At 63.4% G+C, this 14,175-nt stretch carries 9 protein-coding genes; 5 read left to right on the top strand and 4 right to left on the bottom strand.

What is annotated here, in order from left to right; translation table 11 throughout:
- The first annotated feature begins 10 nt into the window (after window positions 1-10).
- The 4 genes from DKK67_RS18775 (at window position 11) to DKK67_RS18760 (ending at window position 4,985) form a co-directional block, all read left to right on the top strand.
- Complete coding sequence (locus DKK67_RS18775) at window positions 11-976, top strand: hydrogen peroxide-inducible genes activator (protein ID WP_111498055.1); 966 nt, start codon at window positions 11-13, stop codon at window positions 974-976.
- Between the two features lie 4 nt (window positions 977-980).
- On the top strand, window positions 981-3,056 hold the full coding sequence (recG, locus tag DKK67_RS18770; protein WP_111498054.1) for an ATP-dependent DNA helicase RecG: 2,076 nt from the start codon (window positions 981-983) through the stop codon (window positions 3,054-3,056).
- A gap of 59 nt (window positions 3,057-3,115) precedes the next feature.
- Window positions 3,116-4,489 carry an HDOD domain-containing protein gene (locus DKK67_RS18765; protein ID WP_111498053.1) on the top strand — a complete coding sequence of 458 codons (1,374 nt, stop codon included), beginning with the start codon at window positions 3,116-3,118 and terminating at the stop codon, window positions 4,487-4,489.
- Between the two features lie 211 nt (window positions 4,490-4,700).
- Window positions 4,701-4,985 carry a hypothetical protein gene (locus tag DKK67_RS18760; RefSeq protein WP_111498052.1) on the top strand — a complete coding sequence of 95 codons (285 nt, stop codon included), beginning with the start codon at window positions 4,701-4,703 and terminating at the stop codon, window positions 4,983-4,985.
- Window positions 4,986-5,188: 203 nt separating this feature from the next.
- Here DKK67_RS18760 and DKK67_RS18755 read toward each other — a convergent pair whose 3' ends face one another.
- The 4 genes from DKK67_RS18755 to DKK67_RS18740 all read right to left on the bottom strand — a co-directional run bounded on the left by DKK67_RS18755 (window position 5,189) and on the right by DKK67_RS18740 (window position 12,749).
- Entirely contained in the window at window positions 5,189-5,650 is a 462-nt protein-coding gene (locus DKK67_RS18755; RefSeq protein WP_111498051.1) for a DUF2489 domain-containing protein, read from the bottom strand.
- A 26-nt stretch (window positions 5,651-5,676) separates the two neighbouring features.
- Entirely contained in the window at window positions 5,677-7,968 is a 2,292-nt protein-coding gene (locus DKK67_RS18750; protein ID WP_111498050.1) for a molybdopterin-dependent oxidoreductase, read from the bottom strand.
- Window positions 7,969-8,160: 192 nt separating this feature from the next.
- Window positions 8,161-11,388 carry an Ig-like domain-containing protein gene (locus DKK67_RS18745; protein WP_111498049.1) on the bottom strand — a complete coding sequence of 1,076 codons (3,228 nt, stop codon included), beginning with the start codon at window positions 11,386-11,388 and terminating at the stop codon, window positions 8,161-8,163.
- A 17-nt stretch (window positions 11,389-11,405) separates the two neighbouring features.
- Complete coding sequence (locus tag DKK67_RS18740; RefSeq protein ID WP_111498157.1) at window positions 11,406-12,749, bottom strand: outer membrane protein transport protein; 1,344 nt, start codon at window positions 12,747-12,749, stop codon at window positions 11,406-11,408.
- A gap of 522 nt (window positions 12,750-13,271) precedes the next feature.
- On the opposite strand from DKK67_RS18740, the gene DKK67_RS18735 reads away from it, so the two are divergent.
- The gene (locus tag DKK67_RS18735; protein WP_111498048.1) at window positions 13,272-13,967 is read left to right on the top strand and encodes a glutathione S-transferase N-terminal domain-containing protein; all 696 of its coding nucleotides are present in this window, start codon (window positions 13,272-13,274) and stop codon (window positions 13,965-13,967) included.
- Window positions 13,968-14,175: the final 208 nt, after the last annotated feature.

Raw genomic sequence — 14,175 nt, 5'->3', positions numbered from 1 at the left:
GGAGTATTCCATGACCCTGACCGAATTACGCTACATCGTCACCCTGGCGCGGGAAAAGCATTTCGGCCGAGCGGCTGAGCGCTGCCACGTCAGCCAGCCTACCCTGAGTGTCGCCGTTAAGAAACTGGAGGATGAACTCGGCGTGCCGCTGTTCGAGCGCAGCAAGAGCAGCATCCGCGTGACCGAGACCGGATCCCAGATCATCGAGCAGGCCCAGCGGGTTCTGGATCAGGTGGGCGTGATCCGCGACATGGCTCAAAACGGCAAGAACCAGCTCAATTCGCCGTTGAAAGTGGGAGCCATTTACACCATCGGCCCCTATCTCTTCCCGCACCTGCTGCCGGAACTGCGCCGCGCCGCGCCGGAGATGCCGCTGTTCATCGAGGAAGGCTACACCGGCGACCTGCGCAAGAAGCTGCGTCAGTCGGAGTTGGACGCCATCATCATCGCGCTGCCGTTCGAAGAGCCGGAAGTGGTGACTCTGCCGCTTTACGACGAACCGTTCGTGGTCCTGCTGCCGGCGGATCACCCGCTGACCCGCGAAGAGTCCCTGTCGCCGGAACAACTGGCCAAGGAACAGCTGCTGCTGCTGGGACCGGGTCACTGTTTCCGGGATCAGGTGCTGGAATCCTGCCCGCCGCTGGAAGACGCCATCGCCGCACGGGTTTCCGGCGCCGCGGCCAAGCCCTCCCTGGTGACCGAAGGCAGTTCCCTGGAAACCATCCGCCACATGGTGGCCTCCGGCCTGGGCGTGACCGTGCTGCCCATGTCCGCCGCCACGGCCATGGAGTACCGGGAAGACATCCTGGCGGTACGCCCGTTCAAGGCGCCGGTGCCTTTCCGCACCGTGGCCCTGGCCTGGCGTGTCACGTTCCCGCGGCCCAAGGCCATCGACGTGCTGTCGCTGGCCGCGAGCCAGTGCCGCGTGATCGAGAAGTCCGACAAGGCCCTGCCCGTCTCGGCGGCCTCTGCCTGAGCGGATGGCCTCGCTGGAAGACATCGGCGTCACGACCCTGAAAGGGGTTGGCGCCGCGCTGGCAGGGACGCTGGCGAAACTGGGCATCCACTCGCTGCAGGACCTGCTGTTCCACCTGCCGCACCGCTACGAGGACCGCTCCCGGGTATTGCCCATCGGCGGTCTGCACGTCGGTGACGTGGGCGTGGTCGAGGGCGAAGTGGTCAAGGTCGATATCGTCATGGGGCGTCGCCGCAGCATGCAGGTGACTCTCCGTGATGACTCCGGTTTCCTGGTGCTGCGCTTTTTCCACTTCAATGCCGCCCAGAAAAACCAGCTCAGCGAAGGAACACGGGTGCGCTGCTTCGGCGAAGTGCGCCCCGGTCGCGCCGGTTTCGAGTTCTACCACCCCGAATACCAGACCAACCCGCCCCCCATGCCGCCGCCGGACCAGGCCACGTTGACGCCGGTCTACCCGCTGACCGAAGGCATCCAGCAACCGCGTGTGCGCAGCCTGTGCCAGCAGGCCCTTAAGTATCTGGATCGTTATCCGGTGAGAGACTGGCTGCCCGAGTCCCTGCTGGCGGATTTCCAGTTGCCGGACATCAATACCGCTCTGCATCAGGTGCATGCACCACCGGTGGGAGCGCCGGTGCCGGAACTGATCGAGGGGCGCCACCCGGCCCAGCAGCGCCTGGTGATGGAAGAACTACTGGCCCACCAGCTCAGCCTGCTGCGGGTACGAGAGCAGATCCAGGCACGGGAAGCGCTGGCGTTGCTGCGCCAGGGGGATCTGGAAGAGCGTTTCCGCGACCAGTTGCCGTTCCAGCTCACACCGGCCCAGGAGCGCGTCCTGTCCGACGTGCGCCAGGACCTGAGCCAGCCGCTGCCGATGCTGCGCCTGGTGCAGGGGGATGTAGGCTCGGGCAAGACCGTGGTGGCCGCCATTGCGGCGCTGCAGGCGATCTCCGCCGGCGCCCAGGTGGCCCTGATGGCGCCCACCGAAATCCTCGCCGAGCAGCACTATCTGAACTTCCACGACTGGCTCGCGCCGCTGGGGCTGGAGCCGGTGTGGTTATCCGGCAAGGTCAAGGGCAAGGCGCGCCAGGCGGCGCTGGAGCGTGTGGCCACCGGCGAGGCACGGATCGTGATCGGCACCCACGCCCTGTTCCAGGGGGACGTTGCCTTCGAGCGTCTGGCGCTGGTGATCGTGGACGAGCAGCACCGTTTCGGCGTACACCAGCGACTGGCCCTGCGCGAGAAGGGCGCCGCCGGCCAGTTGGCGCCGCACCAGTTGATCATGACCGCCACCCCGATTCCCCGCACCCTGGCGATGAGCGCCTACGCCGACCTGGACACGTCGGTGATCGACGAATTGCCGCCGGGCCGCAAGCCCATCGAAACGATTGCCATCGCCGATGCCCGACGCGAGGAGGTCATCGAGCGAGTGCAAAATGCGTGTAAAGCCGGGCGTCAGGCTTACTGGGTGTGTACACTGATTGAAGAATCCGAGGCGCTGCAGTGCCAGGCGGCGGAAGTCACCGCCGGGGAACTGCGCGAGCGACTGCCCGGTCTGTCGATCGGCCTGGTGCACGGTCGTCTCAAGGCCAGGGAAAAAGCGGACATCATGCAGCGCTTCAAGGACGGCGAGCTGGACCTGCTGGTGGCCACCACGGTCATCGAGGTGGGGGTGGATGTCCCCAACGCGTCGTTGATCATCATCGAGAATCCGGAACGCCTGGGCCTGGCCCAGTTGCACCAGTTGCGCGGCCGGGTGGGGCGCGGGCACGAGGCGAGTTTCTGTGTGCTGATGTATCATCCGCCGCTGTCGAAGAACGGCAAGGCCCGCCTGCAGGTCCTGCGGGACAGTCAGGACGGCTTTGTCATCGCGGAGAAAGATCTGGAAATTCGCGGCCCCGGCGAGGTTCTGGGGACCCGCCAGACCGGCATGATGCAGTTCCGGCTGGCGGATTTCGAGCGGGACAAGGGCTGGATACCGATCATTCGGGAAGCGGCGCCGACGCTGATGGGCGACGCGAACCGGGTCGACGCCCTGATTCGCCGCTGGCTGGGGGAACGCATTCGTTACGGCGATGTCTGATCCGGTGTCCGTTCCCCGGCGTCAATCCGTTTACAGTTAGATCCATTTCGGGGGTAAGCATGGAACTGCCGATTGCAGTTCGGGATGCCCTGCAGGCTGCATCGCAAAGCCAGGGTACGCCACTGTTCGAAATTGTCGAGGCGGAGGCTCAGGACCAGGCCCTGCGCATGGTCCCGCTGGAAGACCACCAAGGTAAGTTGCAGGTGATCTGCCGACGCCAGGACCTGCTCGACATCAATCGCCTGAACACCAAACTGGGGCGGGATCTGCGGATCATCAGCCGCCAGGAACTGCATCGCATCCGCGAGCGCCTCAATGTCCAGCTGCTGCCGGCGCTGCCGTCCCTGACCGGTTGGCCCACCCTGGTGGACGAGGCGGTGGACGGGCTGGAGGTGGTGACCCTGGCCTACGCCGAGGGCGGCCCGCGAATCCAGCTGCCCATCGCCGCGTTCCGGCAGATGACGGCCGGGGCTGGACGTCTGTCGGTGACCACACCCGCCTCGGCGATCCAGGTGAACCTGTCCGATCCCCAGAATGACCGCGCGCAGCTGCACAGTGCCATCGAGCGCTTCACCAACCTGCGGGTGCGCCAGCGCCTGGACGACACACTGGAACTGCCGCCTCTGCCGGAAACGGCTCAGCGCATCATCCATCTGCGGGTCAATCCCAACGCGGTGATGAATGACCTGGTGGATGTTGTCGAGAGCGATCCCAGCCTGGCCGCGCAGGTGGTGAGCTGGGCGTCGTCCTCGTTCTACGCCGCCGCCGGTGAGGTGCGGTCGGTGCACGACGCCATCTCCCGGGTACTGGGTTTCGAGCTGGTGATGAACCTGGCGATGGGCTTGTCCCTGGGCAAGGCGCTCAAGCCGCCGGAGGACGAGCCCGACGGCTACATCGGCTACTGGCAGCAGGCCATCTGGCAGGCCCAGGCCGCCGGCGTGCTGGCCGCGATGATGCGCCGTGGCGAGCGGCCCTCGTTTGGTCTGGCTTATCTTGCCGGTTTGCTGCACAACTTCGGCTACCTGCTGCTCAACCAGGTGTTTCCGCCCCATTTCCGCGCCGTGTGCCGTAATGTGGAAGCCAACGGTCATCTGGATTCGTCGCTGATCGAGCATCACATCCTGGGGCTGAGCCGGGAGCAGATTGGCGCCCAGTTGATGGAAAACTGGGAAATGCCCGACGAAGTCGTGGTGGCCATCCGCCACCAGAAGAATCCGGGGTATGACGGCCCCAATGCCACGTACGCGTCGATCCTGAGCCTGGGGCGCCACCTGCTCATCGAGCGTGGTGTCGGGCTCGGTGCACCGTCCGCGCTGGCCCCATCCATCTACGACGAACTGGGCCTGGACCCGGAAGCGGTTGCCGAGCAGATGGATGCGCTGGTGGAAGACCGCGACAGTATCCTCGCCATGGCCGGCATGATGCAGTCGTGACGGTCGCCCCGGCCCCGTCCGCGGGACCGGGATGCCTTTCTTTTTCGCGCTGATCCGCGATGCACCGTCTTTTCTCCCTTTTGTGGCCGTTTGTCCTGCCTGTTGCTTTATCCGCCTGCCAATTCGATTTCCCTGGTCTACAGTGAAAGTAAAGGAGAACCGATCGGATGCCGGCGTTCAGCCGCGCCGGCCGGTGTGCGGGAGGTTGCTGATGGACACGTTGATCTTCAACTCCAGCAGTATCTTTCATCTGTATCAGCTCGAGTCGCAGTTCCGTCACCGGGGCGGGCGGCATTTCCACCTGGCCGACGCCGATGAGCGACTTGAGCTGCTGCGGCAATGCTCGGCCTCACGGGACCCGGTGGTACAACGCTTTTTCCACGAGTTCTGGGAGCGCCTGGAGCCGGAGCAGATCCGGGCACTCCACGACGAAGGGGTGGTCGCCGAACCGGCTCTGGAGGACGGCGATACGCCGGATCCCCGTTCCGTTACCTGAATTCAGTCAGCGGTTTCAGGATCGCTTACGGCAGGAATCTCCCTGGCCTGCATTCGGGGAGGGTGTTGCGGAGTGCCTGAGGGCTCTGTGGGTCGTGTTTATGGACGCGATCGACAGGGAGGCACTCCGGTGGTTACTCAGGTTGATCTGCATCTGCGGGTGATTTGCCGGCCGGAATGGCCGGCTTTTTTGTGGCCGCCCGGTCAATCGTCGAACCGGTGATAGCGAATCGCGGTGGCGGCCCGGCGGATGGCGTCGGCGTGCCTGGTTTCCAGTTCGAAGCGCTGTTCGTCCATCTTGCGAATAAAGTGAGCGGAGGTGTCCTGGCGCGCCTGGTGAGTGGGCATGTGCTGCAGGGCATCGTGCATTTCCTGGAATATCCGGTAGGGAGCTTCGTCCAGAAGCTCCGGGGCCAGGTGATCCAGTAACCCCTTGATACGCAGGCAGGCTTCGGAGTATTCCACCTGATCCTGCTCCACCGACATGGCCAGCACCCGCACGCTTTCAACCATTTGCTCCCGGCGCGTGTTGTGGAACGCCTCGGCGCGGGCGGCCTGGCGTTCCTGCTGCCGCATCAGGCGGGTGCGCTGCCAGATAAACCGGGCCAGCAGGGCGATGACGAGCAGCCCGGCAATAATCAGCACCCATTGAATCCACTGCGGCATGTTTTCCTCCTGCGTTTGCGATGGCGTCAGGCCCGTCGGCGTTGTTCGTTGGCATGGCGCGTGACCGTCACCGCCTGCCCGTTGAGCACCGAGGTGCCGCTGACCGGGTCCACCTGGTTGTCACGGATCACGTCGTTAATGCTCGCGCCGGCGTGGGCCTGGGCAACCCGCTGTGTGGTACCGGCGCGGGTGTGGCCCCAGCCATGGGGCACCGAGACCACACCGGGCATGACATCTTCGGTGATCTCGACCGGCAGCACAATGCGTCCGGCCTCCGAAGTCACCTCCGCCTGGTCGCCGTTGGCCAGTCCTGCCAGCGACGCGTCCCGGGGGTGAATCATCAGGGTGCAGCGCTCCGGGCCTTTGACCAGACGCTGGCTGTTGTGCATCCAGGAATTGTTGCTGCGCAGGTGGCGCCGACCGATCAGCTGCAGGTGACCACCGACCGGCTCCGACAGGCGTTGGTAGAGGCGGGGCAGATCTTCCAGGTAGCGTCGCGGTGCCAGGTGGACCTGGCGATCCCGGGTGTAGAGCCGGTCGGGCAGGCTCGGCCGTAACGGCCCCAGGTCAAGGCCGTGGGGCTGGTCGCGCAGTGCGGCCAGGGATAATCCCTTGGGCAGATCCTGCCAGCGTCGATCCAACGGGCTCAAACCGGTCAGGTGCTTGAGGGGGTGGCGTTCAGGCAGGACGGCCTCGATCAGGTCCACTGCCGGCTGCAACAAGGGTTGCAGGCGTCCCACCGGTTGACCGTAGGGGCCGGTGCGCAGGGCCAGATCCAGCAAACCGTCCGGCCCGATCCGCTTGAAAGCGCGCCAGCCCAGTTCCCGGCGCAGACCCAGCGAGCCACCGCGTTTCAGCCGTTCCAGGCGATGGGCCAGTTCCAGCATGATCTGCCAGTCGTGACGGGCATCGTCGTCGGGCTGGAACAGGGGCTCGCTGTACTTGGCCACATTGCGCACCGCGAGCATGTTGAAGATCACATCGTAATGACTGCGCTCCAGGGCGCTGGTGGGCGGCAGGATGATGTCGGCGTGGCGGGTGGTTTCATTGAGGTAGTAGTCGATGGAGACCATGAAGTCGAGCTGGGCCAGACCCTCGTCCAGCCGCTGACCGCCGGGGCTGGACAGGACCGGATTCCCGGCGATGGTCACGAAAGCGCGGATGCGGCCGTTGCCCGGCGTCAGCATTTCTTCGGCCATGGTGCTGGCAGGGTATTCGCCGCCGAACTCCGGCAACCCGCGCACGCGGCTGGTGCGTCGTCCCACATGGCCGCGCTGGCCGGAGAGGGCGCCCAGGGTCACCAGATCCACCGCCGGCTGGGTGAACATCAGGCCGCCGGTGGCGTCGAGCTTGCCGGTCAGGATGTTGAGCAGGTAGATGAGCCAGGTGGCCAGGCCGCCGAAGGATTGGGTACTGGTGCCGATGCGGCCGTAGAGCACGGCTCGCTGGGTTGTGGCCAGCCGGTGCGCCAGGTCGCGGATGATCACCGGCTCGATACCGGTCTGCTGGGCCACGGCTTCCGGGCTATAGGGCAGGCACGCCAGGCGCACCAGTTCCAGGTCGCGGGTCCAGTGCTGGGCGGCACCGAGATCCACCCGGTTCTCCGCGAACAGCACGTTGACCATGGCCATCAGCAGCAGGGCGTCGCTGCCGGGGCGGATGAAGTGAAAGGCGTCCGCCTGGCGCGCCGTTTCCGTCCGGCGTGGATCGATCACCACCAATTCGCCGCCACGGGCCTTGAGTGCCTTGAGCCGGCCCTTGAGATCCGGTACCGACATCAGGCTGCCGTTGGAGGCCAGGGGGTTGGCGCCGATGCAGATGAGCAGCTCGGTGTGGTCGATGTCGGGAATCGGGAACAGCAACTGGTGGCCGAACATTTCCAGATTGGCCAGCATGTGGGGCAACTGGTCGTTGGAGGTGGCGGAAAAACGGTTCTGGGTGCCCAGCGCGCGCAGGAACGGCAGGTTGGCCACCAGGGCGCCGTGGTTGTGGACGTTGGGGTTGCCCAGGTAGACACCGACGGCGTTGCGGCCGTGTTCCGTGCGGACCTGGTGCAGACGACGGGCGACCAGGTCGAGGGCGCTGTCCCAGTCCAGTTCCTTCCAGCCCTCGGCGGTGCGTTGCAGGGGCCGGGTCAGGCGATCCGGATCGTTGTGGATATCCTTGAGCGCCACCGCCTTGGGACAGATGTGGCCGTGACTGAACGGGTCGTCCCGGTCGCCACGAACCGAGGCGATGTGCCCGTCCCGCATCTCGATGGCCACGCCGCACATGGCTTCGCACAGGTGGCAGGTCCGGTAATGGATACCGTTTTCCATGGTCTCTCTCCGGTTTTGTTATTGGTGGTGTGGTGCCGGTTATTCGAGTTTTGTCAGGAAACCAGATTAGCAGCATCTGACGAAGGAGGGGGACTGGCAAGCACGCTCGATGCTACGGGGGCTTCCGGTTGCGAGTTGTCCGAAACAAAAAAGGCCAGCCCGGAGGCTGGCCTAACAGGGCGAAACAATCGTTCAGCCTTCTTCCGGAATCTCCTTGATTGGGTTGGAGATGAAGTTGAGGTAGACGCCTTGTTCCGGAATCTTCAGAGGAATTTTGACCGCTTGCCCAGAGCCTTCGCCCAGGTCCTCGCAGGCTCCGAAGCTACCCGTGAAGATTCCACCCAAACAGCTGACGAAGCCCAGGAATCCCGATGTTGTATCGTTCGAGCCAGCGACGGCGACGTTAATTTCCGGAACATTGTTGTTGTACTGTGCGATTTGCATGCGTCCATCATCAAAGAAGGTGATGGGACCGTCCAGCTCAAGGGTAAATGGATAGCTGAACAGGTTATGCGACAGCAATTCGCCCAGCGGCAAAGTGAGGTTTGGCGCATCCAGCGTCAGCCGCGCGCTCGTTTCGAACGTTGGCCGACCGTCAGTCCCTTCATAAATAACGCCTTCCACCAAGCCCATTGGATTGCCGTCGGCCGCTGCTCCGTACCGCATTCTCAGGATCTGCGGGCCGGTGTTCTGCTCCCCAAAGGTGTCGAGGTAAACCCGTGCTGGCGTTGTGACCAGCAATGTGGGATACAGCAACACGCGTACGGCCGTGTTCTCGCCCGTCATCGGGTTTTCCGCCGGACCAATGACTTCTGTATTCAGGCCATAGGTCTGGTAGATGAACTTGTTCTCCGGGCAGTCTTCAGCCGCATTCTGGTCACAACCTACCCGCGCATTCCCGTCACTGGTCGTCCCCAGAATGGACGCGTTGCCGTTCATAAGCAGCTTGGCCGCGTTGGCGGAAGGTTTGAAACCGTCGTTACCGGCTTCGTGATTGAATGGTTCCAGGCAGTTCGTTTCGCCGGGAGACGCACAGTCCACGATGTAGTTCGAATTGGTGTCTCGAATGGGAAGGTTTCTCAGTGGTGTAAACACCGACTCAAGCGCAGGTCCGCCACGGAAGTAAATATCAAGGTTGGGGCCGCCGGTATCTTCGCTGTCCACGAGGATGTCCGTTTGCAGAGCCAGGCCATTCTCGCCGCATATGAAGCCGGGCGCTGAACCTGAACAAACGCCATCCTGGACGGATTTCATCCTATAGCGGTACAACGCGTCCTCCTCCCACGGCTGGTCGGGATAGAAACGGATACGTTGATTATTCAGCTCCAACCGGCCATTGACGTTCCCCAGACTGGATCCCGAAGCATCAACCTTCTGCACTTCGAACGTTTCGTTCAGCCGGATAGAGTCCAGTTCCATGGATTGTGAGAACACGACAACGATCGGTCGGTCGGCCGGCATCGAAGTCACTGGAAGCTCATCGACCGGCTGGCCATCGGGGCGCGGAACGTCTGTTTCGGAAGGCTTGTCGATGCAGTAGCCATGCGAGTTGTTTGCCAGGTCCAGGTCCCGTGTGACACACGGATAGCCGGGGTACGTCGTGAGCGCAATTGGCGAACGCTCTGTGACCGTCGTGGAGTCATCATCCAGAGCCGGCAATGCAAAATTCAGCGTCTCACTCGTTGCCCCATTGCCGGCAATATCCGTCAGCGAACTGTTGATGTTCAGCGAGTAGTCCACCCCGTGCTTGAGGCCGCCTTCCGGATTGACCACCACCACAGTGCCGTCGAGCCTGGTCCGCAGGTTGGTCACTTCCGTGCCGCCCTCGAACAGGGTGACGCCGTTGGCCACTGAATCCGCGTCCAGCGGTTCGTCGAAGTTCAGCACCACCGGGTCGCCCGGGCGCTGCATGGACTGGCGGGTGGCCGGAATCGCGTCCTCGGGGCCGGGCATCCAGCTCACCAGTTGCGGCCCGGTCTGATCGATGGGGCGCTCCGGGGCGATGTCCTGCTCGGAGGTGTCCGCCTCGATGCGGAAGGCGATGGTGGAGTCGGTGAACTCCTGCCCCAGCAGGTTGGGCTCGACCATGCCGATGGCGTCGATGGTGAGGATGCCGTCCTCGACGATGGCAACGCCGCTCAGTTCCACCCGCAGCAGGTCCTGGGATAGCGAGGCGTTGGGCTGCGCCTCCTCGGTGTTCATGGACACGTCCATCCACAGGCGCACGTGACGCGGCGCTTCGACCGAGTCGCTGTAGGGATTGGGATAGAGGTAGCCCATGGCGTCGGACAGCATGGTGACCTTGATGGTGCCGGTTTGCTGTAACTGGCCGGTGGCCGCGTCGAGTACCGGAACGCTGCCGTTGACCTTAACGTCCAGGCTGGTGCTCTCCAGGATGGTGCCCTTGGGCACCCGCAGCGGGACCGGGGTATCCCCCGGGAAACTCGGGGCGTAGCCCAGTTCGGCGTAAAGCGCGCCGGTCTGCTGGGAGGGGCCGGCCGTGCCCTGCAGCACGGAGTTGAGGGTGACCGCGTTGACATACTGGCCGTTGAGGATCGACTGCTGGCTGAAACCGGAATCGACGATTTCCTGATACAGCACTTCGGTCGGCCCTGTTTCCTGGGGCTGGAAGGTTTCTTCGTAGTTCAGGGTATTGCCTTTTCGATCCATCACCCCGTTAAGGCTGAGGGTGTAGGTCTGCGCGGGATCCAACTGGTCGTCGGCGCCGCCGCAGTCGTGGGGATCGTCGGTGGTGCAGGGGTCCACCGTCAGCTTGTTGCCCTTGACCAGCAGCGTGGCTGGAACCAGCGAGCCCTCGCCGTCGAGCAACGACACGGTGGTGCCGTAGACCGCCGAATCCGGGTGGATCGGGTGGCTGGTGCGCAGGCGCACGGTGGAGAAATCCATGAAGCGGAAGGTGTCGCCGTCCGGCAGGCTGTCGAGGACGGTGAAATCGTCGCTGAGGTTGGCCAGTGCCGCCACCTCCGTCAGACCGCCGCGGGTAACGAACTGGATACCCGCCTCGCCCGTCGCATTGGGCGTAGCGATGGTGCGATTGCCGGCGGCGTCGAGGTTTTCCGTAAAGCTGACGGTGTAGTCGGTGCCTGGCGCCAGCGCCTCGTCCGGCGTCAGCACCAGGCTGTTGCCGCCGTCCACTTCGCTGACGCTGTAACCGATGCCGGCGTCGCTGCCGCTGGGCGCGATGCGGACCTTGCCCGCCACATCCTCGTCGGTGATGGGGTTGGAAAAGCGCAACACGATATCGGCTTCGGTGGATATGCTGGCCTGGCCGTCCGCCGGGTAGGAGTAGATCACCGAGCCAGGTGTCTTGGGCTCGTCCGTGCTCTGCTCCTCACCGCCACAGGCGGCGAGAAGCAGGGCGGGTGTCAGTGCCAGGATCTTGATTTTGTTGTTGGTCATGGCGTTTTCTCCGGGGTTCAGAACTTGAACGTGACAGAGCCGCTGATCACGTCGACATCGCCGTCGGTGGTCACCGTCTCGCCGGTGCGTGCCCCGGCGGCCGTGTTGTCGGTTTCGAAGTCGCGCTCTTCAAGCATCTGGTGCTGGTAGGCGATGTCGAAGCGAATCGGGTAGGTGAACAGTCGTGTCCGGGTGTACTCGGCGCTCAGGCCGATGCCGAAGATGTACTTGTCGTTGTCGAAGTAATTGACGTCCTGGGTGCTGTTGCTCTTCAGCGCGGACTCCTGGTAGGCCGCGCCCAGGGTCAGGCCGAAATGCTCGGCGAACTTGAACTCGGCGCCGATGCGCGGGATCAGGATGTCGTCGAATTTGGCGTTGGCCTGGTCCTTGATGGTGTCGTTCTCGAACTCGTCCTCCAGGTCCGACCAGTTCTGCTGCTCCAGGGTCACACCCACGCGCCAGCTGTCGGTGCTGTACTGCACGCCGACGGCGTAGATCGACGGCTGGTAGGAGTCGTAGGTCAGTACCGAGAACACCAGCGGCGCGCTTTCGGGAATCAGCCCCGGGATAACGGTCCGGGCGTCAACGGTGGTGTTGGTGTTGGAGCTGCTCCGGTAGGCGAACGAGGTATCCCAGCCGTCGAGCCAGCAGTCGCTGTCCGGGCAGACGGTCTCGCCCCAGTCGATATTGGTGCTCAGGATCGAGCGCAGGGAGGGCTCAGCGTTGACCGACAGGGATTCGTACTCGGTGTTGCCCGCCAGATCCGTGGTGGTGGACAGCTCGGCGGTGGAGTGCAGCGTAATACGGAACGAGGCGCCCACATCGATCCCGCGCCAGGCGGTGGTGGCGCCGCCGATGTTCAGGAACAACGGCTGGCGGCCGTATTCCAGGAACTGGCCATCCTCGGAGGTGGTGGATTCGAACGCCAGCATCTCCTTGCCATACTTTTCCACACCGGCGATGAAGCCCAGGTAGATCGGGTGATCGAAACGGGTCAGGGACGACAGGTTGGTCTTCATGCCGATGAGCACGTGCTGGCTTTCCTGGTCCGACAGGATGTCGCCGTCGCGGGCCGGTGACGAGGCCCGCAGTTCCGGCTCGGCGTGGAGCAGGCCGGTGGTCAGCTCGCCGCGCGGGTCCTTGGCCAGGTAGGCCGGGTTGTAGTAGGTCGCCGACACCTGGGAGTTGAACATCGACAGGGCCTGGGCCGAGGCAATGTCCGCCGGAAACAGACCGTAGGTGGTGCCGATGTTGCCCATGCTGGCGTGAGCACCGGTGGACAGGCCGGCGAGGGTCAGGGCGATGGCCGGGGTGAGTCGACCGCGGGAACGTAATGCCGAGGATGCCTGAAGGGGCGACATAGTCATCTGGATACTCCGTTATTGTGTTCTTGTCTGTTTTTATCCCGGGATACGGGGCCAGGTTGGCTGGCGATGCATCCGGCTTGGGGGTACGCCTAATGAGACATTTGTACATTTGTTGTTTTGTAACGATCTTAGGACGTCACGGCGCTCAGGTGTTTGGCCTGAGTGACAGCCCGGTCAGTCCGTCTAGTCATATGAGGCCGCGAAGCGGCGGCACGGCACCCGATACCGATGGGGAAGCCGACGCTAAGTGGTTGTATATCAAAAAGTTGAAACCAAATTCAGTTTTTGGTCAAGAGTCGCGGTGAGAGACGGGAAGGCAACATTACTGTGCGTTGGCTTTTGGTTTCATTGTGACGTCCGTCACAAAGAGGTGGCGTATCGCGTCATTTGAGCCACGTTGACAGGCATCGTGAGGCTTGAGAATAATAGACCGGTCGTCTATTTCAGGTCGGTGAATACCCGCGCGCGACCGCCGGCCGAGATCCGTTCATTCATCCCAATAACGGGAGCCGCTCCATGATCGACCTTTACTACTGGACCACGCCCAACGGCCACAAGATCACCATTTTCCTTGAAGAGGCGGGGCTGGATTACACCATCCATCCCATTCACATCGGCCAGGGAGATCAGTTTGCCGAAGACTTCCTGAAAATTTCGCCCAACAACAAGATCCCCGCCATCGTCGACCAGACTCCGGCGGACGGCGGTGGGCCGCTACCCCTGTTCGAGTCCGGCGCCATCCTTGAATACCTGGCGGACAAGACCGGCCAGTTCCTGTCGAACGACCTGCGCAAGCGCTGGGAAACCCTGCAGTGGCTGTACTGGCAGATGGGTGGTTTCGGGCCGATGCTGGGTCAGAATCATCACTTCGCCCAATACGCGCCGGAGAAGCTCGACTACGCCATCGACCGTTACGTGAAGGAGAGCGAGCGTCTCTACGGCGTGCTGGACGACCTGCTGGCGGACCGGGACTTCATGGCCGGCGACTATTCCATCGCCGACATGGCGACTTTCCCCTGGGCCAAGGGCTGGGAGAAGCAGCGCCAGGACATCGACAGCCTGCCCAACGTCAAGCGCTGGCTGGAGCGCATCGAATCCCGCCCGGCGGTGCAGCGGGCGTATGCCCGGGCCGATGAGATCAGCCGCGAAGCCACCGTGAACGAGAACAGCGCCGCCGTGCTGTTCGGGCAGGGGCGTCGTAAAAAGGCTTGATGGCCCGCCCCAGCAACGGCGCCCTGTCCGGGGCGCCGCCTTTCTTCTCTCCTCTTCTTTTCTCTTCTCTACCGCTCTGACCTGACAGCCGAACCCATGCCATCCGGCATCACCGCGGTGGCCGGTCGTTGCCTTTATCCCCGTTCCTGGTGTTTTTTCGTCAGCCATGGCCGATGGCCGTCCGTCACTGAGGTCGGGAATCGGTTAT

Origin of the sequence: Marinobacter bohaiensis (assembly GCF_003258515.1) — a bacterium.
Taxonomy (GTDB): Bacteria; Pseudomonadota; Gammaproteobacteria; order Pseudomonadales; family Oleiphilaceae; genus Marinobacter_A; species Marinobacter_A bohaiensis.
The sequence above is the reverse complement of the archived record's forward strand: the minus strand, read 5'-3'. Positions and strand labels throughout refer to the sequence as shown.

Bases quoted from the DNA above. Each gene is read 5' to 3' on its own strand.
- DKK67_RS18745 (WP_111498049.1), bottom strand. From the start codon at position 11,388: ATGACCAACAACAAAATCAAGATCCTGGCACTGACACCCGCCCTGCTT.
- DKK67_RS18755 (WP_111498051.1), bottom strand. From the start codon at position 5,650: ATGCCGCAGTGGATTCAATGGGTGCTGATTATTGCCGGGCTGCTCGTC.
- DKK67_RS18750 (WP_111498050.1), bottom strand. From the start codon at position 7,968: ATGGAAAACGGTATCCATTACCGGACCTGCCACCTGTGCGAAGCCATG.
- recG (WP_111498054.1), top strand. From the start codon at position 981: ATGGCCTCGCTGGAAGACATCGGCGTCACGACCCTGAAAGGGGTTGGC.
- DKK67_RS18775 (WP_111498055.1), top strand. From the start codon at position 11: ATGACCCTGACCGAATTACGCTACATCGTCACCCTGGCGCGGGAAAAG.
- DKK67_RS18765 (WP_111498053.1), top strand. From the start codon at position 3,116: ATGGAACTGCCGATTGCAGTTCGGGATGCCCTGCAGGCTGCATCGCAA.
- DKK67_RS18760 (WP_111498052.1), top strand. From the start codon at position 4,701: ATGGACACGTTGATCTTCAACTCCAGCAGTATCTTTCATCTGTATCAG.
- DKK67_RS18735 (WP_111498048.1), top strand. From the start codon at position 13,272: ATGATCGACCTTTACTACTGGACCACGCCCAACGGCCACAAGATCACC.
- DKK67_RS18740 (WP_111498157.1), bottom strand. From the start codon at position 12,749: ATGTCGCCCCTTCAGGCATCCTCGGCATTACGTTCCCGCGGTCGACTC.